Below are 24014 nucleotides of genomic sequence, written 5' to 3'. Positions count from 1 at the left end.
GAGCCGGCGCAGGTGTGCGCGATGCATGGCGAACGACAGCTACCGGCAAGTGCCACGGTGGTTGGTCGGAGGGGATTGGCAACGTCGGGTCCGCGCGTCCGTCCGCTGGCGTATCCAACAGCGCCGGGTCGATGCCGATCGGCGACCGCGCGGCATTGCCAGGCCCTGAATGCAGATCTGCCCTGCCACACGGCAAGCCGGGCGAGGTGGCGCAAAGGTTTCATCGTCGCGTGCAAACCGGTATGTTCCCGTAGGCGCGTGATGGTGCGTTGCACGATGCGATGCCGTACGCGCGCGCCGCTTCTTCTTCCGGGTTTTCCATGCATTCGATCGATGTCGTCCTCGCCATGTTGCTGGCGGTCGCGGCCAGCGGTTATCTGATCCGCATCCTGCCGTTCTCGTTGCCCCTGCCGTTGGTGCAGATCGCGCTTGGCGCGGTGGTCTCGGGTGTGTTCGATGCCGGGCACGAGCTGGAACCGGAGCTGTTCTTCCTGTTGTTCCTGCCGCCGTTGCTGTTTCTGGATGGCTGGCGCATTCCCAAACAAGGCCTGTTCCGCGACAAGGCGGCCATCCTCGAGCTGGCGCTGGGTCTGGTGGTGTTCACCGTGATCGGTGCGGGCCTGCTGATCCATTGGCTGATCCCGGCGATGCCGCTGGCGGTGGCCTTCGCGCTGGCAGCGATCATCTCGCCGACCGATCCGGTGGCGGTGTCCTCGATCGCCTCCAAGGTGCCGATCCCCAAGCGGCTGATGCACATCCTGGAAGGCGAGTCCCTGCTCAACGATGCCTCCGGACTGGTGTGCTTCCAGTTCGCGGTGGCCGCGGTGCTGACCGGGAGCTTCTCGATCGCCACCGCCTCGCTGACCTTCCTGTGGGTGGCATTGGCCGGGCTGGCGCTGGGCGTGGCCACCACGTTCGGCCTGAGCCGCATCCAGGCCTGGATCTGGCGCCATTTCGGCGAGGAGCCGGGTTCGGCGATCCTGGTCAATCTGCTGACACCGTTCGCGGCCTATCTGCTGGCCGAGGCCTTCCATGCTTCCGGCATCCTGGCCGCAGTGGCCGCCGGCGTCACCATGAGCTACGTGGAAATGGCCGGCAACGCGCCGGGCAATATGCGCCTGCAGCGCTCGGCGGTGTGGGACACGGTGCAGTTCACCTTCAACGGCATCATCTTCGTGCTGCTGGGCGAACAGTTGCCGGGCATCCTGGACGGGGCGGTGCGCAGCGTGCAGGAGGCTGGGCACCTCAATCCGTGGTGGCTGGCGGTGTACGTGGCCACCATCAGCGCCAGCCTGATGGCGTTGCGTTTCGTATGGGTGTTCCTGTCGCTGCGCTGGAACATCTTCAAGGCGCAGTGGCGCGGCGAGCAGCATGTCAGCCCGCCGTGGCGGATCGTGGTGGCGGTGTCGCTGGCCGGCGTGCGCGGTGCGATCACCCTGGCCGGCGTGCTCACGCTGCCGCTGATGCTGGAGGACGGCTCGCCGTTTCCGGCCCGCCAGCTGGCGATCTTCCTGGCCGCGTCGGTGATCCTGGTATCGTTGCTGGTGGCCAGTGTGGCCTTGCCGCGGCTGCTGCGCGGGCTGGAATTGCCCGAGGAAGAAGATGAGCAGCTCAAGGAAGATCTGGCGGTGAAGGCCGCATCGCAGGCGGCGCTGGAAGCGGTGGAAAAGCTGCGTCAGCGGCTGGTGGACGGCAGCAAGCATGCCGAGCGCTACAACGCCGCCGCCAACCAGGTCAGCCAGCGCTATCAGCGCAAGCTCGGTGCGGTGGACATGGCCGAGACCGATCCGGAAGAGGCCGGCGCCTACGAACAGGCGCTGCGCCAGTTCCGCCATGCAGCCTTGGTGGCCGAGCGCAACGAGTTGTTCAAGCTGGCCAGGCGCCGCGAGATTTCCGATGACCTGTCGCGCCGGCTGGTGCGCAATCTGGATCTGATCGAGTCGCGCAAGCGCGCGTGAGCGCGCGGGAATCGGGATTGGGGATTGGGGAATCGCAAGAGCAGCAGCGGTTGCCGTGTCTGGGTAGGAGCGCACCTGGGCGCGATGGGGCATTGGCGGGAAAGCGCCATCGCGCGCAGGCGCGTTCCTACAGGGAGATGCGCCAGCAAACGGCAGCAGGCGTGCGCGGTCCAGTTCGCTGAGGCTCCCCGGCGCGCGCCGGAAGACACCATTCCATCCGCACTTCTCCCATCTTCATGGCGCACGGCCTACCCTGTGCGGCTGATGGTTCCAGTGCACAAGACATGACTCCAATCGTTTCGATCCAGGGATTGAGCAAGACCTACGCTGGCGGTTTTCAGGCGCTCAAGCAGGTGGACCTTCAGATCCGACGCGGCGAGATCTTCGCGCTGCTCGGTCCCAATGGCGCCGGCAAGACCACGCTGATCAGCATCGTCTGCGGGCTGATCAACCCCAGCACCGGCACCGTGCTGGCCGATGGTCACGACATCGTGCACGACTACCGTGCCGCGCGTGCCAGCATCGGCCTGGTGCCGCAGGAGCTGGCCACCGACGCGTTCGAAACCGTGTGGGCCACCGTGCGTTTCAGTCGCGGCCTGTTCGGCAAGCCGGCCAATGCGGCGTATCTGGAAACGGTGCTGCGCGAACTCTCGCTGTGGGACAAGCGCCACAGCAAGATTTCCACGCTGTCCGGCGGCATGAAGCGGCGCGTGCTGATCGCCAAGGCGCTGGCGCACGAGCCGCGCATCCTGTTTCTGGACGAACCCACTGCCGGCGTGGACGTGGAGCTGCGTCACGACATGTGGCAGATGGTGCGCAGGCTGCGCGAGCAGGGCACCACGGTGATCCTGACCACCCATTACATCGAGGAAGCCGAAGACATGGCCGACCGGGTCGGGGTGATCAATCGCGGCGAGCTGGTGCTGGTGGAAGACAAGCACACGCTGATGCGCAAGCTCGGCAAGAAGCAGCTCACGCTGAGCCTGCAGGCGCCGCTGCAGGCCATCCCGGCCGCGCTGGGCGATCTGCCGCTGGAACTGTCGGCCGACGGCAACAGCCTGATCTATACCTTCGACACCCAGGCCGAGCAGACCGGCATCGGTGCGTTGCTGCGCCGGCTCAACGAGCAGGGTATCGACTTCAAGGACCTGCATTCCAGCGAGAGCTCGCTGGAGGAGATCTTCGTCAGCCTGGTGCATGGCGCCCGCAACGTGGAGGTGCGCGCATGAACCGGCATGCGATCGCGGCGATCTACCGCTTCGAGATGGCACGTGCCTTCCGCACGCTGACCCAGTCGATCGCCTCGCCGGTGTTGTCGACCTCGCTGTATTTCGTGGTGTTCGGTGCGGCGATCGGCTCGCGCATGGGCGACATCGACGGCATCAGCTATGGCGCCTTCATCATACCGGGGCTGGTGATGCTGTCCTTGCTCAACGAGAGCATTTCCAATGCCTCGTTCGGCATCTACATGCCGCGCTGGGCCGGCACCATCTACGAGGTGCTGTCGGCGCCGGTGGCATGGTGGGAGATCGTGATCGGCTATGTGGGCGCGGCGGCGACCAAGTCGGTATTGCTGGGGTTGCTGATCCTGCTCACCGCACGGCTGTTCGTGCCTTACGAGATCGCGCATCCGCTGTGGATGCTGGGCTTTCTGGTGCTCACTGCGCTGACCTTCAGCCTGTTCGGTTTCATCATCGGCATCTGGGCCGACGGCTTCGAAAAACTGCAGGTGATCCCGCTGATGGTGGTGACGCCGCTGACGTTCCTGGGCGGCAGTTTCTACTCGATCAACATGCTGCCGCCGCTGTGGCAGAAGGTCACCCTGTTCAATCCGGTGGTGTACCTGATCAGCGGATTCCGCTGGAGTTTCTACGGCAAGGCCGACGTGCACATCGCGGTAAGCACCGGCATGACGTTCCTGTTCCTGCTGGTGTGCCTGGGCATGGTGGCGGCGATCTTCCGCAGCGGTTACCGGCTCAAGGCCTGAGTGGTGAATGCAGTGGTTTTGCCGGCCGCATCCTGGTGGCTGCCGTCGGAAGTCCAGGTCAACGCCGAGTGGGTCGAGGGCGCGACACCCTCGCCGCTCGCGGGACACGTCGTGAACCCGGCCCTGGGGGCTCGGTGGCGGCATCCGTGCCGCCACACGGTCCCGCAATCGGCGAGGGCACCACGCTAGAGAGTTGGTCGGTTGTCATGTTGAAAACCATGCATACCGATATTCCCGACGGGTCCTTGCCCGCCCACCGTCGCGGGGCCTGACGCGGCATGGATGCCGCGCAAGAGCTTACGAGGACGTACCTGCAGCGTGTCGCGCGCGAGGGTGGGCGGGCGCCCTGCAGCCAGGGCACAGAGCAGCCGGCCTGCCGTAGCCTGACGTCAAGTCGTGTTGCCGGCCGCGCTTACTCGGCAGCCGGCTTGGCGTCGTGCTTGGTGTCCAGGTAATACGCTGCCACTTCGCCCTTGATCTTCATCGTCATCGGGTTGCCGCGACGGTCGCGGGCCTTGCCGACCTGCACCTTGATCCAGCCTTCGCTGACCGAATACTCCTCGACGTTGTCGCGTTCGACACCGTTGAAGCGCACGCCGACGCCGCGGCCGAGCGCATCGGCATTGTGGAACGGGCTGCGTGCATCGATGGCCAGATGATCGGGAGGGGTATCGCTCATGGGAAAGGCGTCATGGCGGCCGGGATGGCCGTCTTCGGCCGCACAGGATACGGGCCCGCGCCGCGAAGATCAGCCCCGGCGATGTGTGCGCACGCCCCGACCGGTTTGCTTGCGCGTCGCCAGGCCTCACACTCACGCCTGCACTCCTGGAACCAGACCGCCATGCCCGATAACAGCGCCGACTACGAAGACGACGAAGGCCTGCAGCCCGAGGGCGACGAAGACGATGTCGACGACCACCCGGCGCGGGTGTGGAATCTGCTGGTGCTGATCAACCCTGGCGATGAAGACACCGCATTGGGCCAGTTCGATACCTGGCGCGAGGCGCAGGCCGACCTGGACGACGACGAGGGCGACGATGCCTGGTTGTGGGCCTTGAAGGATGCGATCGACTGGCGCTCGGGCTTCTTCGTGGACTGGAAGGACACCGGCGCGTTCATTGCCGCCATCGACGAACTCAGCGCGCGCTGGAACCTGCGCATCGACTGGGGCGGCGACCTGGACGACGAGGAATTTTCCCACGATCTCAGTGTGCCCGACCTGATGGCGGTGGCCTTCGATCGTCTGCGCGAGCACGGCTACTCGCTGTGGAACTGGAACACCGGCGGCGATGCCTATGCCGGCTGGATCGCGCTCAGCCGCGACGACGATGCCATGCTGGCGCTGACCTCGCTGCTGGGGGTGGAAGTGCGGCTGGGGAATGAGGCGTTCTGAGGGGTGGGATTGGGGAATCGGGATTGGGGAATCGGGATTAGGGGGGCCGCAAGAGCTGGCTCTGAGTGTGTGTGGGGGGCGGGACAGGCCGTGGTGGCGTGCGCTTCCACGGCGGGGCGCCCAGCGCGTGGAGGCCGTTAGATCTGGGAAGCCGGCGTTGTCCGCGGCCCAGCGATTGCCACGTAGGAGCGTGCCTGCGCGCGACAGGCGTTACCGGGAGAGCTCCTCGCGCTCAGGCGCGCTCCTACAAGGGCATGCCGTCATGGTGCAGAGGCATGCCGTCATCGCGGCTGCTGGAATCGCAGGCCTCCAGGCCAACCACGTACCACGGATTGCCACGTAGGAGCGTGCCTGCGCGCGACGGGCGTTACCGGGACGGCTCCTCGCGCTCAGGCGCGCTCCTACAACGGCGTGCCGCCAATCAGGGCGCGGCCACCGCTGTTACAACTCCCCGATGCCGACTCCCCCAATCCCCGCCTCAAGGCACCGCGCCGCGCGCCTGTGCACGTGCATTGGCGATCAAGGCCTTGAGCAAGACACGGTCGGTATGACGGGAGATTGCGATGGCACCGAGCGCGATCGCTTCGGCGCGTAGCGGAGCGGGCACGTCGTAGTGCGCGCCACTGAGCTTGTTCTGGAAGGCGCGGCGGGGAATGCCCAGCCGCGCCGCCATCGCATGCAGCTCGTCCAGCGTATCGCCGAGCAGGTGCGCCCAGCGCTGCTCGCGCCACAGATGCACCGCATCGTCGACGTAGACGGCCACCTGCCGGCCTTCAGGCCTTTTTGCTCTTCTTTTTCTTGCTGTCGTCGGTTGCGTCGCCGGCGTCGTCCTGCGATGCGTCGCCTGCAGTCGCGGCAGCGGCGTCTTCGGCGGTGGCGTCGGCACCGATGTCCGCATCGGCAGCTGCCTGGGCATCGCTCGCCTCGGCGTCTGCGTCGGCCTCTGCCTCTGCATCTCCGGCCTCGCCGTCGTCGCCCTCAGCGTCGCTGTTCTCGAACTCGGACACCAGCGTGGTCAGGTATTCCTCGGCGGTCTTGCCGTCTTCGGCGGCCAGGTCGTCGATCATCTGCTGCAGCTGGGTGGAGTATTCCAGCGAGATGGTCTTGCCTTCCTTCTCCTGCAGATTGGCCAGGTGCTTGAGCATGGCCAGCATCGGCACCGGGTTGTCGGCACTGCCCATGGTCTGGCCGCCGATCGACAGCAGCCATTCGCTGCCGTTCTGCAAGCCGATCGCAGCGACCACGCGGCCGTCGGCATCCTGCAGTACGGCATGGTTGGCGATCTGCGGCGCCTGGCCCAGACGGAAGATCGGACGCTTGGGTTGGGACTTCTTGCGCTTGTCGCGCTTGGCCTTGGAATTGCGGGACACGGTGTTCTCGACGCTGGGAATGGCCGACCATTCTAGGCGCTTGCGCGCGACCCGGCTCGGGTGCCGCCGCCAGGCCGGTAAACGCCAGCCGCGCAGGCGATGCTGCTGTCGGCTCTTCCGGCGTTCCGAAGGCCGCTGACGCGATATTTCGGACAGGCTGCAGCGGCTAGCACCGCGCGTCTGCCGGAGCGCCAGTGCGAATGCTGGTCAGAATCGGCATTCGGGACGACAAGCAGCCCGCAGGGTGGCCAGATCCGACATGTACATCAAGTTCGGCATGCACGTCAGATTCGAGATGCACGATAACGTCTACCGTCTGCCGCAGCGGTAGCGGTAGCCGCAGCCCGCAGCCCGCAGCCCGCAACCCCAACAACCCCAACAACCCCAACAACCGCCAGGCAACGTCTTGCCAGGTGCCCGCAGCCGCCGTCAGCGCCGCGCGGGTGCTTCGCCGACGGCAGTGCGCGGTGCGGCCACGGCAGCTTCGGCGGCCTTGGCCAGCGCTGTGGCCGAAGCCACCTGGGTGCGCGTGGAGACGCGCGGTGCCGCCGGCACGGCGCTGGGGGCCGGGGTCGCTGCAGCGGTCGGTTTGACGCTGGCCGCAGTGTCAGGTCCGCCCGCCGACGCAGCTGCAGCGGGTCCTGCCGCAGGCTGCGCGGCCGGTGTTCCCACTGCCGTGGTGGTGGCGGTGGTCGCTGCGGCACTCAGATCCGGCACATGGGTGTCGGCATCGTGGGTGGGCTTGCCCAGCGCAATGCCCTGGCCGGCGCCGGCCAGCGCGGCCTGTTCGGCATCCTGGGTCATCACCACGATGCTGATGCGGCGGTTGATCGGGTTCTGCGGGTCGGTCTTGTCGAACAGCACCGACGAGGACAGCCCCACCACGCGGGTGACCTTGGCATCGTCCATACCGCCGCCCACCAGCGCACGGCGCGCGGCATTGGCGCGGTCGGCGCTGAGTTCCCAGTTGGTGTAACCGGTATCGTTGCTATAGGCGGTGGTGTCGGTGTGGCCGGTGATGCTGATGTGGTTGGGCACCTGGTTGATGAAGCTGGACAGCTCGCGCAGGATCGCCACGGTGTACGGCTTGAGCTGGTCGCGGCCCATGTCGAACATCGGCCGGTTCTGCTTGTCCACGATCTGGATGCGCAGGCCGTCCGGGGTGAGGTCGAGCAGCAGCTGGTCCTTGAACGGCTCCAGCGCCTGGCTCTTGTCGATGGCCTCCTTCAGGTCCTGCATCAGCGCTTCCAGGCGCTTCTTGTCCTTGGCGCGGCTGTCTTCGCTGGTGTCGGCGGCGTTGTCGCGCTTGCGGCCCATCTCGTCCTTCTGCCCCTTGGCCATGTCGGCGGTGCCGCCGAGCTTGATCATCGAGGTGCTGGCGCCGCCGGGGCCGTTCATGCCCGGCGAGGGCGCCGGCGATTTGCCCGACAACGGGCTGGGATTGCGGAAGTATTCCGAGATCGCCGCACGCTGCTCCTTGGTGGTGGCGGCCATCAGCCACAGCACCAGGAAGAACGCCATCATCGCGGTCACGAAGTCGGCAAACGCCACCTTCCAGGCGCCGCCATGATGGCCGCCGCCCTGCACCTTCTTGACCCGTCGGATGACGACGGTGGATTTGCCCTCGGCCATGACCGCGGTCCTACTTGATCGTCTTCAGGTGCGTTTCGAAATCCGCAAAGCTCGGACGCACGTTGGAGGGCAGCGTCTTGCGCGCGAACTCCAGCGCAATCTTCGGGTTGTAGCCACGCAGGCAGGCCAGCAGCGCGGTCTTGACCGCCTCGTACATGCGCCCGTCCTGATCGGCACGCGCTTCCATCGCTGCCGCCAGCGGCGCGACGAAGCCATAGGCCAGCAGGATGCCCAGGAAGGTGCCGACCAGGGCGGCGCCGACATGGTGGCCGATCTCCTCGATCGGCCCGCCGATCGCGCCCATGGTGATCACGATGCCGAGCACGGCCGCCACGATGCCGAAGCCGGGCAGGCCGTCGGACACCTTGCTCAACGCATGCGAGGGCGCCAGCGCTTCGTGGTGATGCTTTTCCAGCTCCAGCTCGAGCAGCGGCTCCAGCTCGTGCGGCTCGATGTTGCTGCCGATCATCAGGCGCAGGCAGTCGGTGATGAAGTCCAGCAGGTGATGGTCGGCGACCACCTTGGGGTAGTTGCCGAAGATGGTGCTGTCCTGCGGTTTTTCGACGTGATCTTCCAGCGCCATGAAACCGTCGCGGCGCGCCTTGTTGAGCAGCTCGTAGATCAGGCTCAGGGTGGCCTGGTAGTCGTCGGACTTGTACTGCGGGCCCTTGAACACACCCAGGATGCTGGCGAAGGTCTCCTTGACGATCTTGCCTGGCGTGCTGACCAGAAACGCACCGAACGCCGCGCCACCGATGATCATCAGCTCGTACGGCTGCCAGAGCGCGCCCAGCTTGCCATGCGACAGCACATAGCCGCCGAGGACGCTGACGATGACGACGATGAAGCCGATGATGATGAGCATGGCGCAGCCAGAAGCAAACTTAGGTTGCTGTTGTTTCGGCTTGCGCGGCGGATTCTTGAAGCACACGGCGTGAAGGTGTGCGGTGTAACTGAACGACCGGCTCAGGCAGCAGATCTTTACGCGGGAGGTCCGCCGCAATGCCGCTGGTCGTGCCAGGTCGCGTCTGAACCGTTGCACCCTTGACCAACGGATTTCGCAGCCCGGCTGCGTCTGCCGCAAGCAGTCTCTGTAGTGCGCGTCATGATGCAGTTCGGCTCAGGTGAATCGCGCCGGGTTGCAATGGTGATTTGACGCCTGGTCGTCGCGGCCGCGTTGCGTCGGCAGCAAGGCGGCGCCTGCGAGCGCCCGCGCAAATATGGCGAGACGGCTCCGGCACGGAATCACTCCGAGCCGGAATACCCGTTTCGGCTCAGGCCGATTGTGCGTCGGCGCCTTCGCGTTGCAATGGGTTCGGCAGCGCCTGACCGTGTTCGGTAAAACCCAGCGAGACCGAGTTCAGGCAGTGGCGTTCGCCGGTCGGCGGCGGACCGTCGGGGAACACGTGGCCCAGGTGGCTGTCGCAGCGTGCGCAGACGATCTCTGTGCGGATCATGCCGTAGCTGATATCGCGGATTTCGCGCACATGGGCGGTATCGTAGGGGGCGAAGAAGCTCGGCCAGCCGGTACCGGATTCGAACTTGGCGCTGGACCGGAACAACGGCAACCCGCACAGGCGGCAGGTGTAGACGCCATCGAGCTTGTTGTCCAGGAACACCCCGCAGAACGGCGCTTCGGTGCCATGGTGCAGCAGCACGCGCTGTTCCTCGTCGCTGAGCCCGGCGATCAGGGCATCGCGTTGGGCGGGGGAGGGAGGGGTTAGATCGAACTGGCTCATGGGGTTCTCGCATGCGCGCGCTGGCAGGGTGCCACGCCTGCATCCGTGATGTGGGCGTTGTCGGCGTGGTTCAAGCGTGCGGGGGAGCAAGCCCCTCTCCCGCCGGGGCGCCACGGCACAGCTTGCGCGCCACTGGCGCGTGCCTTGGTGCGCCTGCGCCGCTGGCGCAGGCCGGGGCGCGGAGCGGGGGTTGGGGTGAGGGTACGGCGGCGAAGCCATGACGCAGTACGGATTGCCAGGCTTCGCACGCACCCTCATCCGGCTGCCGGCGCTGCGCGCCACCCTCTCCCGATGGGAGAAGTGCCTTTCGCGCCGCACGCATCTGGCGAACGCATTCAGGCCATCGCCGACTCGATGCATTGCCGCTGCACGCCGGCGCCCCCATCCAATGCGTACTCCTCGATCAAACACGGTGTCCGTCATGGCGATCCCTTCTTCACTGCGCAGCCTGCTGCTGTGTGGCCTGTTGGCTGCCGCCGGCGCTGCGGCGGCGCAATCGGCCACCAGCACGCGCTCGTCCAATACGCTGCAGCCGATCACCACCCCGACGCCCGCCCGGCCCACGCTGACGGCGCCGCGCGCAGTGCAGCCCGCGCCGGCCGCAGCTCCGGTGCCCTCGCAGCTGGGCCAGCGCCCGTCCGCGCCCACCATCCCGACCCGTGGCCCGGCACAGACGCCGGTGGCCCCGGCCGGCAGCCAGGTTGCGCCGGCCAGCGCCCCGATGGTCTACGACCGCAATGGCCGCTTGCTGCAGGGCATGCAGCCGGCAGGCGCCAACCGGGTGCTGGACACCAAGACCGGGCGCTATTACGACGCAGTCCCGACCGGCGACGGCATGCGTGTGGTGCGCTGACCCATGCCGTTACCAATCCGCAATCCCCACCCCCCGAATCCCAAATCTCAGCCCTCGATCGGCAGCGCCAGGGTCTCCTTGACCTCTTCCATCACGATGTAGCTCTTGGATTCGCGCACATGTGGCATGGTCAGCAAGGTGCTGCCGAGCAGCTTGCGATAGGAGGCCATCTCGCTGATGCGCGCCTTGAGCAGGTAGTCGAAATCGCCCGAGACCAGGTGGCATTCCAGCACGTTGGGCAACTTGAGCGCGGCGCGCCGGAACTCCTCGAAGATGTCGCCGGACTTGTAGGCCAGGCTGATCTCCACGAACACCAGCAGGCTCGCCTTGAGATAGTGCGGGTCCAGCCGCGCGTAGTAACCGGTGATGGCGCCATCGCGCTCCAGCCGGCGCACGCGCTCGGTGCAGGGAGTGGTCGACAGGCCCACCCGCTCGCCCAGTTCGGTAAAGGAAATCCGCCCCTCCTGCTGCAGGATGCGCAGGATCTTGCGGTCGATCTTGTCCAGCTCACGGGTGCGGGTCGTCATTGGGTCTGTTTCCACAGGATTTGACAGGAGGATTCACTGCTAAGGTGCACTGATTCCAGAAATGGCACTGCCTGGCTCGCAATATACTGCGTCTAACTGTCCCCCTCGGCGCCTGGTTGTGGGGGAATGCCCTTTTCAGGAGAACGACATGCGGGTGCTCATTCTCGGTAGCGGCGTCATCGGCACCACCACGGCCTGGTATCTGGCGCAGGCCGGTTGCGAGGTCACCGTGGTCGACCGGCAACCGGCGGCGGCGCTGGAAACCAGCTACGCCAACGCCGGCCAGCTGTCGTTCGGCTACACCTCGCCGTGGGCTGCGCCCGGTGTACCCGGCAAGGCGGTGAAGTGGCTGTTCGAGCAGCATGCACCGCTGTCGATCCGGCCCACCCGCGATCTGCGTCAGCTGGCCTGGCTCAGCCAGATGCTGCGCAACTGCACTGCCGAGCGCTATGCGGTGAACAAGGCGCGCATGGTGCGCATGTCCGACTACAGCCGCGATTGCCTGAATGCATTGCGTGCCAGCACCGGCATCGAGTTCGAGGGCCGCCAGCTCGGCACCACCCAGCTGTTCCGCACCCAGCAGCAGCTGGATGCCGCCGCGCAGGACATCGAGGTGCTGGCCCAGTACGGCGTGCCCTACGAACTGCTGACCCCGGCGCAGATCGCCCAGTTCGAACCGGGGCTGGCCGGTGGTGGCGCGCGGATGGCCGGTGCCTTGCGCCTGCCCGAAGATCAGACCGGCGACTGCCGGCTGTTCACCCAACGCCTGGCCGAGCTGGCCGCGCAGGCCGGGGTGGAGTTCCGCTACGGGCAGCAGATCGAGCACCTGCAGCATCAAGGCGGGCGCGTCACCGGCGTGCAGATCGATGGCCGTATCGAAACCGCCGACCGCTACGTGCTGGCGCTGGGCAGCTACTCGGCCGACCTGCTGCTCTCGCTCGGCCTGCATCTGCCGGTGTATCCGCTCAAGGGCTACTCGCTGACCATTCCGATCGTGGATGCACAGCGCGCGCCGACCTCCACGGTGCTGGACGAGAGCTACAAGATCGCGCTGACTCGCTTCGACGACCGTATCCGCGTTGGCGGCATGGCCGAAGTGGCCGGCTTCGACCTGTCGTTGAATCCGCGCCGCCGCGCCACGCTGGAGATGGTGGTCAACGACCTGTTCCCCGGCGCCGGCGATCTGGCCCGGGCCGAGTTCTGGACCGGTCTGCGCCCGGCCACGCCGGACGGTACGCCGGTGGTCGGTGCCACGCCGTATGCCAACCTGTTCCTCAATACCGGCCACGGCACCCTGGGCTGGACCATGGCCTGCGGCTCGGGCCGCTATCTGGCCGACCTGATGCAGGGCCGTACGCCCGACATCGACAGCGAAGGCCTGGACATCTTCCGTTACCTGTCGCCACGCAGCGCCCGCGCGCAGCAGGAGGCCGCGTAGTGCGTCCTGCGCAAGCGTTGATCGACCTGGATGCATTGCGTCACAACTACCGCCTGGCCAAGCGCCTGGGCGGCAGCAAGGCCCTGGCGGTGGTCAAGGCCGATGCCTACGGCCACGGCGCGGTGCGCTGCGCGCAGGCGCTGGACGGCGAGGCCGACGGCTTTGCGGTGGCCTGTATCGAAGAGGCGCTGGAGCTGCGTCAGGCCGGCATCCGCGCGCCGATCCTGCTGCTGGAAGGGTTCTTCGAGCACGACGAACTGCGCCTGGTTGCCGAGCATGATCTGTGGACGGTGGTGGCCACGCCGCAGCAGGTGCGCGCGCTGGCCGAGTTCCAGAGCCCGCGTCCGTTGCGGGTATGGCTGAAGCTGGACAGCGGCATGCACCGGCTGGGTCTGTCGCCGGAAGATTTTCGTGCGGCGTGGTTGCGCCTGCGCGGGCTGCCGCAGATCGCCTCGCTGGTGCTGATGACCCACCTGGCGCGCGCCGATGAGCTGGAGTGCAGCCGCACCGACGAGCAGGCGGTGGCGTTCGCGCTCACCGCAGGTGGCATGCGCGCGGAAACCAGCCTGCGCAATTCGCCCGGCCTGCTCGGCTGGCCGGCGTTGCGCAACGATTGGTCGCGTCCGGGGCTGATGCTGTACGGCGCAAACCCGTTTGCGCAGGACACCGACACCACCGCGCAACTGCGCCCGGTGATGACGCTGCGCTCGCGCATCATCTCCGTGCGCGAGCTGCCGGCCGGCGAACCGGTGGGGTATGGCGCCCGCTTCGTCGCCGAGCGTCCGACCCGCGTGGGCGTGGTGGCGATGGGTTATGCCGACGGCTACCCGCAGTTTGCACCCAACGGTACGCCGGTGCTGGTGGATGGACAGGTCTGCCCGTTGATCGGTCGGGTGTCGATGGACATGCTGACCGTGGATCTCACTGAGCACCCGCAGGCCGACATCGGTTCCAGCGTGCAGCTCTGGGGCGATACGCCGCGCGTCAGTCCGCTGGCAACGCAGTGCAATGTCAGCGCCTATCAACTGCTGTGCGGACTCAAGCGCGTGCCGCGCGCGTATGTGGGTGAGGCGGCAGTGGGCGAGGGAGTCACGCGGTGAGGTGTGCCCCGTCTCCCATCGGGAGAAGGGGCCTTGAAGGGGCGGATGAGGGTAGGTGCGAAGCCACATGCACTTGGAATCACACGTAGGCTTCGCCCCGTGCCCTCACTTCAACCCCCGCTCTGCGCCCCGGCCCGCCAGCAGCGCGGGCACTCCAAGGCACGCGCGCCAGTGGCGTACAGGCAGTGCCTTATCGCCCCGCCGGGAGAGAGGCGCGAAGCGGTCGCCGTCCGCCGGAAGTGCGCTGGCAACTCGTATAGCGCTTGTTAACCCTCATGGCATTGCGGATGCGTCATCACCTTGCGCGCCTGCAAATAAAAGCGGCGCGTCGCCACGCGCCGTTGTCACACAAAACCGAGTTGCTTTTCGGGCGCCGTCAGCACCAACCAATCACAACCCGGCGGTAGTCCGATCGCCGCGGAACTGCTTGCGCACCCAGTCGTCGATCATCGCCTTCTCGAAGCGCAACGGGTCGCTGTCGGTCAGGCGCGGTCCGCTCATCAGAAAGGCCGAATCCACCAGCTTGCGTTCGCCCTGGTCGATCACCTGGCCATCGGCGCCGGTCAGCGTGTAGGTGAAGCTCAGGCGCGGCGGGTAGATGTCCTTGACGACGCGCACGTCCTGCATGCGCGGCCCGTGCCACGGCTCATATTGGCCGGCGCGGCGGATGTCGGTGATGGTCACGCTCAAGTGCTGGCCGTCGGGGAGCTTGCGCGCGGCGCTGTGCTGGAAATAGGTCGCCAGCTGGGTCACCCAGTCGCCGCGCTGCGCTTCCCAGCGATTGCCGCTGAAGCGCACTTCGGAGAACTGTGCCGGGTCTGTCCAGCGCACATCGACCTTGCCGTCGCCGGTCAGCGCGCGCGGCGCCTGCGGGTCGGTGACGTTGCGTACGCGTGCCTGCGCGCCGGTTGCCGCGAGCAGTCCTGCCAGCAACAGGCTGGCGCCGTAAAGGCTGGAACGTTTCATGGAAGGTCTCCAGGCGGAGGGTGCCGGAAGCACCGGGCGTACCTGCAGTGTGGGGGCGTGTCCGGTCCCCGGCAACGCTTGCCGTGCAAGGACTGGCAGGTCCATTGATACCCGGTTAATCCGCAGCGGTGGCGCCATGACGGCGGGTTCACTGCGCCTGCGCCTGCGCTTCACGGTGTAGCCGGGAAGATCGCCGGCATGGACACCCATTCTTTCCGCACAAAGTCAGCTTCTTCGGCGCCGGCACATATGCCGGCGGACGTGCGCCTGCAGTTCATCGACTGGGCCAAGCAGCACGGCCATAACCCCGCTACCGGGGCAGCCGCCTTCGTTGCCCTGCAAAGCGATGTGGATCTGGATCTGGCGACGCGCACGCTACGCCTGGAGCCGGGCGCCTCACCACGCGAGACCTTGCGCGAGCATCTGGCCGCGTTGGCGCGCCAAGGCGATGTGGCCGTGCAGTTTCCACCGGTTTACGCCTATACCGCGGCCAACGGACTCGAGTATCGCTACTCGTTGATGCTGGTGATCGCCGAGGATTGCGTCGAGTGGACCGGGCGGGTCTGGCAGGACCTGGATTACCAGGGAATGCTCACCGGCCGAGGCCAGGGCCCGCGCGCCAACTACACACAACTGGCGCGGATGGCGCTGGAACACGAGCTTGACCAGGAGCGCCCCCGTTATGTCCAGGCATGAACTCGAATTGCAGCTGCCACTGGGCGCGCAGGTCGCCAGCGGCGAGGACGGCTTCAGTGAGCGCTGCCGTAGCGAATGCACCAAGTTGGGCCTGTCGCGGGTGCGACTGTTGTTGCTGGATGCCGAGTACGCGCGTTCCACGGCTTGGCGCGAAGAAGCGCAGCGCTGGATGGACGAGCAGTTGCGCCGCGAGGGCGAGTGGGTATTTCGTGGCGTGATCGCCGGGATCGTGGTGCTGGCGGGGTGTATCGCACTGTGCGCGGCATTGCTGTGGTGAACGCGGGCACCGGTGGCGCGAGCGAACCGCGTCGGCTGGCCGTGCACCCGCTGACGACACCGGGCGTGGTTTCATCTGCTCGTCATCCGCCCTGGCATCACCCCTGGACCCCGATTTGAGCACCTCGACCACCAGCCCTGATCTGGCCACCAGCCTCCCGGCAGCACTCGCCGAGCCCCTCCTCGATCCGGGGATGTACCACGAGATCTTCCATAATCTGGACGCGGGCTTTTGCGTCATCGATCTGGTGTTCGATGGCGAGCAGGCCGTCGATTATGTGATCCGCATGACCAACGGCGCATTCGAGCGCTACACCGGCCTGTCCAATGTATTGAATGTGTCCATTCGCGGCATGCTGGCCGATCACGAGCAGGAATGGTTCGACCGTTACGGCTACGTCGCCCGCACCGGCAACCGGATTCACTTCGAAATGCAGGCCAAGGCGCTGCGCCGCTGGTATTCGGTCGATGCCTTCCGGGTGGGGCAACCGGAGCAGGCGCGGGTGGCGGTGCTATTCATGGACATCACCGAGCGCAAGCGGGTGGAGCGCGAACTGGCCGAGAGCGAGGCGCGTTTCAGCGCCCTGGCCGATGGCCTGCCGATGCCGGTCTGGGTGCTGGACGCACAAGGCGTGGTGCGTTTCGTCAACAGTGCCTATGGCGAATTTTTCGGTATCGACATTTCCAGCGGCACGGTGTCGGCCTGGAGCGAGTTGCTGCATCCGGAGGATCTGTCCATCTTCCAGTTCGAACTCGCCACGGCATTGGAAGAGCAGCGCGGCCTGCACGCCCTGGTGCGCGCGCGTCGCCACGACGGGCAGTGGCGCTGGATCGAGATGACCGCCACGCCGCGCTACTCGGCCGACGGGCGTTTCATCGGCTTGGCCGGCAGCAGCCCGGATGTGACTGAACAGCGCGAGATCGAACTGGCACGCGAGCAGCTGCTCGAATCCGAGCGCAGCGCGCGCAACGAAGCCGAGAGCATGGCGCGGCTGAAGGACGAGTTCCTGGCCACCTTGTCGCATGAATTGCGCACGCCGCTGACCACCATCCTGGGCTGGAGCGAGCTGTTGCTGCAGCGGGTCGAGGAAGGCCATCCCAACTACAAGGGTCTGTCGGTGATCGCCAGCAGCGCGCGGGCGCAGAAACGCCTGATCTCGGACATGCTCGATCTCAGCAGCATGTTGCTGGGTAAGGTGCAGCTGGAGGTCGAGTCGCTGGATCTGGTCGAACAGGTGCGCGAGGCCTTGAACACCCAGGAGCTGGCTGCCGAAGGCAAGGACCAGATGCTGGAGGTGCATGCTCCGCCGACGCCGTGTCTGGTGCTGGGCGATGCCACGCGGCTGCAGCAGGTGCTGTGGAATCTGCTATCCAATGCGATCAAGTTCACCCCGGCACATGGCCGCATCGACGTCAGCATCAAGCGCGACGATGGCCACTTGCTGGTATCGGTACGCGACTCGGGCGACGGCATTGCAGCGGAATTCCTGCCGCACCTGTTCGGCCGGTTCCGTCAGGCAGACGGTACTACCACGCGTCAGCATGGCGGCCTGGGCCTGGGCCTTGCGATCGTGCAGCAGCTTGTGGAGATGCATGGCGGCCAGGTCAGCGCCACCAGCGGCGGTCGCGGCAAGGGCGCCACGTTCACCGTACGCCTGCCCGAGCACATTCCCGATCAGGCCAGGCGTCCGCGGCGCGAGCTGCGCCGGCGGCTGATGTCCGAGCAGATCATCGAAGCGCGTGCGCTCAACGGCTTGCGCTTGCTGGCGGTGGAAGACCAGCCGGACATGCTCGATTACCTGCGCCGTCTGCTGGAAGAGCAGGGCGCCGAAGTGGTCACCGCCGGCAGCGCCACCGACGCGCTGGCACTGATCGATCATCGCGGCCACGCGCGCTTCGATCTGATGCTGACCGACATCGGCATGCCGGGCATGGATGGCTACGGGCTGATCCGCACCGTGCGCGACAACATGGGACTGGACGCGGCGGCACTGCCGGCCGTGGCGGTGACCGCACTGGCACGTGACGACGATCGCAAGCGCGCGCTGGACTCCGGCTTCCAGGAGCATCTGGCCAAGCCCTACAGCGTTGCCCAACTGGTCACTGCGGTGCGCGCCGCGCGCGAATCGGTGGAGTGAGGCCAAAGGCGGCGATGTCGCGCCGCTGCGTCGTCAGACCCGCTGCCAGGCGAACGAGGCTGTTTGCTGCCTCTTTCACAGCGTGTGGCCTAGCGTGGTGCGTTCCCTCGATGGAGATGACGCCATGTCCAGATACGCCCCGCATGTCTATTCGGAACAGGTGCAGATCGCCACGCTCGAACATTGGGTATCGCTGCTCGGTGGTCAGGAGCGCGTCCGCGTCGAGCTCGACGACGGCAGCATGATCAGCGGCACCGTCGCCGTGCGTCCGAGCATCCAGACCTATCTGGACGACCAGCAGCGCGAAGGACTCAACGGCCAGTTGCGCATCGACCGGCTCGATGCCGCGCAGGAGCCGCACTGGATCTGGATGGATCGCATCGTGGCAGTGCACCCCCTGCCGTTGGGCTCTGATCCGCAAGTTGCGCCCTGAGCCGCGCATTGACGATGTGTTTACTTCTCGTCATGGCGTTGGCGGCATGATGGCCGATTGTCGTAACTGTTCAGGATTGATCGCGCAATGAATGCTCCCGCGTTGAAGCTCGCCCGCTGGCCGCTGTCGTTATTGACCGTCGCCATCCTCGCCGCCTGCGGCGATACCGCCACGCTTGCCATCGAACAGGGGACCGGGCCGAACCCGCAATTGCCCGAGCCGGTCAAACGCCTGATCCCCACCGTCAAGGTGGCGCCGGTCAAGCGCTGGACCGAAAACGCCAAGCCGATCGCTGCCGACGACCTGCAGGTTGCCGCGTTTGCGCGCGACCTGGATCACCCGCGCTGGGTCTACGTGCTGCCGAACGGTGACGTGCTGGTGGCCGAGACCGCCGAGCCGCCCAAGCCGGAAGAGGCCGACGGCGGCGGCATCCGCAAGAAGGTGCAGGGCGCAATGATGAGCAAGGCCGGCGCCGTGGTACCCAGTGCCAACCGCATCACCTTGCTGCGCGATGCCGATGGCGACGGCGTGGCCGAAGTGCGCACCCAGTTCGTCAGCGGGCTGTTTTCACCGTTCGGCATGGCCTTGATCGGCGATCGTTTCTATGTCGCCAATGCCGATGCGCTGGTGAGCTTTTCGTACAAGCCCGGCGAGACGCATATCACCGCCAAGCCGACCTTCGTGGCCAATCTGCCCGGCGGCCTGAACCACCATTGGACCAAGTCGCTGCTGGCCAGCGCCGACGGCAGCAAGCTGTATGTCGGCGTCGGCTCCAACAGCAACGTGGCCGAAAATGGCATGGAGGCCGAACTCAACCGCGCCGCGATCCTGGAGATCGACCCGGCCACCGGCAGCAGCCGGGTGTTCGCCAGCGGCCTGCGCAATCCGGTCGGCACCGCCTGGGAGCCGCAGAGCAAGTCGCTGTGGGTGGTGGTCAACGAGCGCGACGAGATCGGCAGCGATCTGGTGCCCGACTACCTGACCTCGGTGCGCGACGGCGGGTTTTATGGGTGGCCCTACAGCTACTACGGTCAGCATGTGGACGAGCGGGTCACACCGCAAAACCCCGAACTGGTGGCCAAGGCGATCAAGCCCGACTACGCGCTGGGCCCGCATACCGCCTCGCTGGGTCTGAGCTTTGCCAGCGGGACCTTGCTGCCGGAGCGCTTCCACCAGGGCGCCTTCATCGGCCAGCATGGCTCGTGGAATCGCGATCCGCCCAGTGGCTACAAGGTGCTATTCGTGCCGTTTGCCGACGGCAGACCCAGCGGCACGCCGATCACTGTGCTGGACGGTTTTCTGGATGCCGAAGGCAATGCGCAGGGGCGCCCGGTGGGCGTGAGTCCCGACAATACCGGGGCACTGCTGGTGGCCGACGATGTCGGCAATGTGATCTGGCGCGTGACACCCAAGACGCGTTGATCCTGACGACGCGCTGGCCCGGGCGTTCAAACAAAAAAACCGGGCCCAGGCCCGGTTTTTGATGCGCGTGCCGCGGTCATGCGCGGCATCACGCCAATGCGTTTACGCTCAGCGCGGCGGTTCCGGCGACGCGCTGAAGCGCCGCGCATAGCCGCGTTCTTCGGTGATCCGGCTGATGTCGTCATCGGCCATTTCCGGCGCGCCGTAGACCGCATACGCCACGCTGCCATCCTCGCGCTCGCCGACCTGGTGCAGGCGATAACGTGGCCGGCCGGCGCCGGTGTTTTCGGGATAATGCATCGGCGGCGGGGTGTCATCCAGATCCATTTCGCTGTTGTCGACCACTCCACCTACGAACAGGGCTCGCATCGCGTCTCTCCGGTATTGGTGTGATTCCAGCCTAGGCGGGCGGATGTTGCGTGCGCATCAATAGTCCGTATAGACATTGAAAGGGCGGCCGTCCGCAGGTCACGCAATGGACCGCTTACCCAAGCGGGCGCCAGGGCGGGCGGCAGGCGCCGCTCCCTTACAATGGCCGCCTGTTCCCGACCCGATGATCCGATGGCTGGCCCGCACGATGCCCCGCTTCAAGCTCTGTTTCTGCCCTTTGCCCAGGGCGTGCTGCCATGGCCCAGCGGCCCTGTGCTGTTCCTGCGCGCGCGCGACGGGTTTCCGCTGCGCGAGCATGCGGCCGCCGACGCACTGACCTGCGAGCAGAGCTTTCGCCCTTTTGCCGAGGCGCTGGAGCGCAATGGCTGGAGCGTGCGCGACGAGAGCGAGATCGAATCCGACAGCACCCGTTATGCCCTGGTGCTGGTGCTGCCGCCGCGGCAACGCGAGGAAGCGCGTGCCTTGTTCGCGCGTGCGGTTGCGCTGGCCGCACCGGGCGGCCGCGTGGTGGCCTGCCAGTCCAACAACGAGGGTGCGCGCTCGGGCGAGGCGGATCTGCGTCAGCTCACCGGTCTGGCCGGCAGCCTGACCAAGCACCACTGCCGCACCTACTGGAGCGCGCCGCTGCCTGCCGACACCGATGCGGCGCTGCAGGCGCGCTGGGCAGCACTGGATGCGCCGCGCACGATTCTGGACGGGCGCTTCGTCAGCCGCCCCGGTGTGTTCGCCTGGGACCGCATCGATCCTGCCTCTGCGCTGCTGGTCGAGCATCTGCCGAGCACGCTGGCCGGACACGGCGCCGATCTGGGCGCGGGCTTCGGCTATCTGTCGGCCGAGGTGCTGGCGCGTTGCCCCAAGGTCACCGGACTGGATCTGTACGAGGCCGAGGCGCGCGCGCTGACCCTGGCACAGCGCAATCTGCAGGCCGTCGCGCACCCGGCGCAGCTGCAGTACCACTGGCGCGACGTCACCGCCGGCCTGGTGGCGCAGTACGATTTCATCGTCAGCAATCCCCCCTTCCACACGCCCTCGCGTGCCGATCGCCCGGATATCGGTCAGCGCTTCATCGCCGTGGCCGCGCAGGCCCTGCGCCCGGGTGGACAGCTGCTGCTGGTCGCCAACCGGCATCTGCCCTACGAGTACGTGCTCAACGAAAGCTTCGGACAGGTGCGCGTGGCCGCCGAACGCGATGGTTTCAAGCTGATTTCCGCCATCCGCGGCCGCGGAGCGCGCGCATGAAGCTGGTCAAGCACATCGCCAACCTCGGCTACGGCAGCCGCAAGCAGGTGACCCAGTTGTTTCGCCAGGGCGCGGTCACCGACGCCGCCGGCGAGGTGCTGTATGCCGACGACCAGGTGGAGCACGATGCGATCCGTATCGATGGCGAACCGCTGGATCCGCCAGCGGGCTTCAGCCTGTTGTTGCACAAGCCCAGCGGCTACACCTGCTCGACCAAGGACACCGGCCGGCTGATCTACGAACTGCTGCCGCCGCGCTTCCGTTCGCGCGCACCGGTGCTGGCGCCGGTGGGGCGGCTGGATCGCGAGACCAGCGGCATGTTGCTGATGACCGACGACGGCGCGCTGCTGCATCGGATCATTTCGCCCAAGTCGGCGCTGGACAAGGTCTACGACGTTACTCTCGCCGACGATCTGCGTGGCGACGAAGCGGCGCTGTTTGCCAGCGGCACGCTGTTGCTGGACGGCGAAACCAAGCCGCTGCTGCCGGCCGAACTGGAAGTGCTCGGCCTACGCCAGGCACGCCTGACCCTGCACGAAGGCCGCTACCACCAGGTGCGGCGCATGTTCGCCGCCGCCGGCAATCACGTGGTGGCCTTGCACCGCAGCCGCATCGGTGGCTTGGCGCTGGACGGTCTGCCGCCCGGGCAATGGCGCGCGCTGGCGGCGGGGGATCTTGCGGTGTTGTTCGGCCGCAGCGCGCAGGCCTGAGCCGCGCCGCTAGTGATTGCGCATGCTGCGCTCCCGGCACGCGCGGTCTGCGGCAAGTCGCCTACGCGGCAATGCCTCAGACGTACTGCATCTTGCGCGACATGCCGCCATCGACGATGAAGTCCTGCCCGGTCACAAAGCCGGACAGCTGCGGCGACAGCAGATAGACCGCCAGTTGCGCGATGTCTTCCGGCGTGCCGACCCGTCCGGCCGGATGCTGGGCATGATCGCGCCGCGACAACTTGGGTGTGCGCCGACGCTGCGGTGCGCGCCAGGCGTCGGTGCTGATCCAGCCCGGGCTGATGCTGTTGACACGCACCTGCGGGCCTTCGCTCAGCGCCAAGGCGTGGGTGAAGGCCACCAGCCCGCCCTTGGCGGCGGCATAGGCTTCGCTATGCGGCTCCGATTGCCAGGCGCGGGTGGAGGCGATGTTGACGATCGCGCCGCCGCCCTGGGCCTGCACCAGTGCGGGCAAGGCCTGCTTGCTGCACAGGAAAGCGCCATGCAGGCTGGCCAGCCGTCGATTCCACTCGTCCCAGTCCAGTTGCGGCAATGGCGGCACATGCGGATCGGCCACGCCGGCGTTGTTGACCAGGCCATCCAGGCGCCCAAAGCGTGTAAGCGCGGTGGCGATCAGGCGCGCTGCCTGGGCCGGGCGCGCGGCATCGCAACGCACGAAGGCACTGCGTCGCGGCAATGCCCACTCCTGCAGGCAGGCCTTGCCGGCATCGGCATCCAGGTCGCCGATCACCACGCTGCCGCCGGCGCCCAGCACTGCCTGCGCGATGCCACGGCCGATGCCTTGGGCGCCGCCGGTGATCACCACCACGCGGTCCTGTAACGGGGAGGGACTCCATGCGGAGACGGCGGGGGTCAGGGGCATCGGGCGCACCATGGCAGTGAAGTCGCGCGCACTGTAACGCGGGCGCCGTGGTGGCCGTAGCAACGGGGTCGCTGCGTGCGAAGCACGCAGATTGATGCCTTGTCCGCAGTCATCGCGTCATGCCGAGCCGCTGCGCGCCGGCATCGTTGCGCGTTTCAGGCACGCGCCGCAGCACGCGATGCAGCGGTCAGTGCTGCGATGCGCTCAACAACCGCTCCCAGCGGTCCTGGCCCAGGCGTTCCAGCGTCTGGATGTTGCGTTCGACGATCACGTCCGGGTCCGGAAACGCGGCCACCGCACGCTCCACGCTGTCTTCGCGCAGCAGGTGCAAGGTGGGATAGGGCGAGCGGTTGGTGAAGTTGGCCACGTCATCCACCGCCGCGCCTGCGAACTGATAGTCCGGATGGAAGCTGGCCACCTGCAACACGCCGCCCAGATCCAGCGCTTCCACCGCCGCATCGGCGTTGTCGAGGAAGTCGTTGTAGTCCAGGAAATCGGTGAGCACGTCCGGATGCACGATCAAGGTGGTGTCGATCTGCTCGGCCGGCGTGTCGCGCAGCAACACCAGTTCTTCGGCCAGTTGTTCGAGCAGCGCTTCGGGCGTGCTGGCATCGCTGAGCACCAGCCGCACCTGCTCCTTGACGTAGACCGCCTTGGCGAACGGGCACAGATTCAGGCCGATCACCGCGCGCTCGATCCACTGGCGGGTGGTGGTCAACGGGTCGAGCGTGGCAGGCGTGGTCGTCATCGTGGCGGCGGCGTGATGGTGGGCCAGTGTATGCGATCGCTGCCGGCGCGGCCGCCTGTGCCGAAGTGGCGCAGCGCAGAACAGGCCCTGCCGAAAAACTGGGTGCGGTCGGGAAG

General features: G+C 66.7%; 25 protein-coding genes. 14 read left to right on the top strand and 11 right to left on the bottom strand.

Going from position 1 to position 24014, the window contains the following annotated elements:
• The first annotated feature begins 320 nt into the window (after positions 1-320).
• From XarjCFBP7645_RS04715 to XarjCFBP7645_RS04705, 3 genes are all read left to right on the top strand, one after another.
• Positions 321-1958, top strand: a complete 1638-nt coding sequence (locus tag XarjCFBP7645_RS04715) for a Na+/H+ antiporter (RefSeq protein ID WP_104536403.1) — start codon at positions 321-323, stop codon at positions 1956-1958.
• 284 nt (positions 1959-2242) lie between these two features.
• Entirely contained in the window at positions 2243-3187 is a 945-nt protein-coding gene (locus XarjCFBP7645_RS04710; protein WP_104536402.1) for an ABC transporter ATP-binding protein, read from the top strand.
• On the top strand, positions 3184-3945 hold the full coding sequence (locus XarjCFBP7645_RS04705; RefSeq protein WP_104536401.1) for an ABC transporter permease: 762 nt from the start codon (positions 3184-3186) through the stop codon (positions 3943-3945). Before XarjCFBP7645_RS04710 ends, XarjCFBP7645_RS04705 begins: the two co-directional genes overlap by 4 nt.
• A gap of 412 nt (positions 3946-4357) precedes the next feature.
• On the opposite strand, the gene XarjCFBP7645_RS04695 is transcribed toward XarjCFBP7645_RS04705, so the two are convergent.
• Entirely contained in the window at positions 4358-4624 is a 267-nt protein-coding gene (locus XarjCFBP7645_RS04695) for a DUF3297 family protein (protein WP_104536399.1), read from the bottom strand.
• A 162-nt stretch (positions 4625-4786) separates the two neighbouring features.
• Between XarjCFBP7645_RS04695 and XarjCFBP7645_RS04690 the strand changes: the two genes are divergently transcribed.
• Positions 4787-5338 (top strand): DUF6630 family protein, encoded by a 552-nt coding sequence (locus tag XarjCFBP7645_RS04690; protein WP_104536398.1) that lies wholly within the window; start codon positions 4787-4789, stop codon positions 5336-5338.
• A 478-nt stretch (positions 5339-5816) separates the two neighbouring features.
• Here the strand turns inward: XarjCFBP7645_RS04690 and XarjCFBP7645_RS04685 are convergent, their stop codons facing one another.
• The 5 genes from XarjCFBP7645_RS04685 to msrB form a co-directional block, all read right to left on the bottom strand.
• Positions 5817-6101, bottom strand: coding sequence for a DUF4031 domain-containing protein (locus tag XarjCFBP7645_RS04685; RefSeq protein WP_104536397.1), 285 nt, complete (start codon positions 6099-6101; stop codon positions 5817-5819).
• Between the two features lie 10 nt (positions 6102-6111).
• The gene (locus XarjCFBP7645_RS04680) at positions 6112-6804 is read right to left on the bottom strand and encodes a hypothetical protein (protein ID WP_308686153.1); all 693 of its coding nucleotides are present in this window, start codon (positions 6802-6804) and stop codon (positions 6112-6114) included.
• Positions 6805-7137: 333 nt separating this feature from the next.
• Positions 7138-8340 (bottom strand): flagellar motor protein MotB, encoded by a 1203-nt coding sequence (motB, locus tag XarjCFBP7645_RS04675; protein ID WP_104536395.1) that lies wholly within the window; start codon positions 8338-8340, stop codon positions 7138-7140.
• 10 nt (positions 8341-8350) lie between these two features.
• Complete coding sequence (motA, locus tag XarjCFBP7645_RS04670; protein WP_104536394.1) at positions 8351-9205, bottom strand: flagellar motor stator protein MotA; 855 nt, start codon at positions 9203-9205, stop codon at positions 8351-8353.
• 409 nt (positions 9206-9614) lie between these two features.
• Entirely contained in the window at positions 9615-10079 is a 465-nt protein-coding gene (gene msrB / locus XarjCFBP7645_RS04665) for a peptide-methionine (R)-S-oxide reductase MsrB (RefSeq protein ID WP_104536393.1), read from the bottom strand.
• Positions 10080-10500: 421 nt separating this feature from the next.
• On the opposite strand from msrB, the gene XarjCFBP7645_RS04660 reads away from it, so the two are divergent.
• On the top strand, positions 10501-10932 hold the full coding sequence (locus XarjCFBP7645_RS04660; protein ID WP_104536392.1) for a hypothetical protein: 432 nt from the start codon (positions 10501-10503) through the stop codon (positions 10930-10932).
• Positions 10933-10979: 47 nt separating this feature from the next.
• On the opposite strand, the gene XarjCFBP7645_RS04655 is transcribed toward XarjCFBP7645_RS04660, so the two are convergent.
• Positions 10980-11459 (bottom strand): Lrp/AsnC ligand binding domain-containing protein, encoded by a 480-nt coding sequence (locus XarjCFBP7645_RS04655; protein WP_024940284.1) that lies wholly within the window; start codon positions 11457-11459, stop codon positions 10980-10982.
• 148 nt (positions 11460-11607) lie between these two features.
• Between XarjCFBP7645_RS04655 and XarjCFBP7645_RS04650 the strand changes: the two genes are divergently transcribed.
• Both XarjCFBP7645_RS04650 and alr read left to right on the top strand, forming a co-directional pair.
• Positions 11608-12897: a D-amino acid dehydrogenase gene (locus XarjCFBP7645_RS04650; RefSeq protein ID WP_104536391.1), complete on the top strand. Its 1290-nt coding sequence runs from the start codon at positions 11608-11610 to the stop codon at positions 12895-12897.
• Positions 12897-13997, top strand: a complete 1101-nt coding sequence (gene alr, locus XarjCFBP7645_RS04645) for an alanine racemase (RefSeq protein ID WP_104536390.1) — start codon at positions 12897-12899, stop codon at positions 13995-13997. Before XarjCFBP7645_RS04650 ends, alr begins: the two co-directional genes overlap by 1 nt.
• A gap of 390 nt (positions 13998-14387) precedes the next feature.
• Here the strand turns inward: alr and XarjCFBP7645_RS04640 are convergent, their stop codons facing one another.
• On the bottom strand, positions 14388-14963 hold the full coding sequence (locus tag XarjCFBP7645_RS04640; protein WP_104536389.1) for a DUF3016 domain-containing protein: 576 nt from the start codon (positions 14961-14963) through the stop codon (positions 14388-14390).
• Between the two features lie 249 nt (positions 14964-15212).
• Here XarjCFBP7645_RS04640 and XarjCFBP7645_RS04635 point away from each other — a divergent pair, with 249 nt between their 5' ends.
• The 5 genes from XarjCFBP7645_RS04635 (at position 15213) to XarjCFBP7645_RS04615 (ending at position 19928) form a co-directional block, all read left to right on the top strand.
• Positions 15213-15659 carry a hypothetical protein gene (locus XarjCFBP7645_RS04635; protein WP_166774741.1) on the top strand — a complete coding sequence of 149 codons (447 nt, stop codon included), beginning with the start codon at positions 15213-15215 and terminating at the stop codon, positions 15657-15659.
• Complete coding sequence (locus XarjCFBP7645_RS04630) at positions 15646-15936, top strand: hypothetical protein (RefSeq protein WP_104536387.1); 291 nt, start codon at positions 15646-15648, stop codon at positions 15934-15936. Before XarjCFBP7645_RS04635 ends, XarjCFBP7645_RS04630 begins: the two co-directional genes overlap by 14 nt.
• 103 nt (positions 15937-16039) lie before the next feature.
• Entirely contained in the window at positions 16040-18073 is a 2034-nt protein-coding gene (locus tag XarjCFBP7645_RS04625; protein ID WP_104536386.1) for a PAS domain-containing hybrid sensor histidine kinase/response regulator, read from the top strand.
• Positions 18074-18197: 124 nt separating this feature from the next.
• Positions 18198-18506: a DUF3247 family protein gene (locus XarjCFBP7645_RS04620; protein WP_104536385.1), complete on the top strand. Its 309-nt coding sequence runs from the start codon at positions 18198-18200 to the stop codon at positions 18504-18506.
• 87 nt (positions 18507-18593) lie between these two features.
• Positions 18594-19928 carry a PQQ-dependent sugar dehydrogenase gene (locus XarjCFBP7645_RS04615; RefSeq protein ID WP_104536384.1) on the top strand — a complete coding sequence of 445 codons (1335 nt, stop codon included), beginning with the start codon at positions 18594-18596 and terminating at the stop codon, positions 19926-19928.
• 108 nt (positions 19929-20036) lie between these two features.
• On the opposite strand, the gene XarjCFBP7645_RS04610 is transcribed toward XarjCFBP7645_RS04615, so the two are convergent.
• Positions 20037-20297 carry a hypothetical protein gene (locus XarjCFBP7645_RS04610; protein WP_074052541.1) on the bottom strand — a complete coding sequence of 87 codons (261 nt, stop codon included), beginning with the start codon at positions 20295-20297 and terminating at the stop codon, positions 20037-20039.
• A gap of 192 nt (positions 20298-20489) precedes the next feature.
• Here XarjCFBP7645_RS04610 and XarjCFBP7645_RS04605 point away from each other — a divergent pair, with 192 nt between their 5' ends.
• Together XarjCFBP7645_RS04605 and XarjCFBP7645_RS04600 are read left to right on the top strand one after the other, a co-directional pair.
• Positions 20490-21557: a class I SAM-dependent methyltransferase gene (locus XarjCFBP7645_RS04605; RefSeq protein ID WP_104536383.1), complete on the top strand. Its 1068-nt coding sequence runs from the start codon at positions 20490-20492 to the stop codon at positions 21555-21557.
• Positions 21554-22267 carry a pseudouridine synthase gene (locus XarjCFBP7645_RS04600; RefSeq protein WP_047127381.1) on the top strand — a complete coding sequence of 238 codons (714 nt, stop codon included), beginning with the start codon at positions 21554-21556 and terminating at the stop codon, positions 22265-22267. Before XarjCFBP7645_RS04605 ends, XarjCFBP7645_RS04600 begins: the two co-directional genes overlap by 4 nt.
• A 76-nt stretch (positions 22268-22343) precedes the next feature.
• Here XarjCFBP7645_RS04600 and XarjCFBP7645_RS04595 read toward each other — a convergent pair whose 3' ends face one another.
• Positions 22344-23150 carry an SDR family oxidoreductase gene (locus XarjCFBP7645_RS04595; RefSeq protein WP_104536747.1) on the bottom strand — a complete coding sequence of 269 codons (807 nt, stop codon included), beginning with the start codon at positions 23148-23150 and terminating at the stop codon, positions 22344-22346.
• Between the two features lie 187 nt (positions 23151-23337).
• Positions 23338-23898, bottom strand: coding sequence for a DUF1415 domain-containing protein (locus XarjCFBP7645_RS04590; protein ID WP_047127380.1), 561 nt, complete (start codon positions 23896-23898; stop codon positions 23338-23340).
• Between the last annotated feature and the right edge of the window lie 116 nt (positions 23899-24014).

The sequence above is a fragment of the Xanthomonas arboricola genome, assembly GCF_002940665.1.
Taxonomy (GTDB): Bacteria; Pseudomonadota; Gammaproteobacteria; order Xanthomonadales; family Xanthomonadaceae; genus Xanthomonas; species Xanthomonas arboricola_B.
Note: the sequence above shows the minus strand (reverse complement) of the source record. Positions and strands in the feature narration are given on the sequence as shown.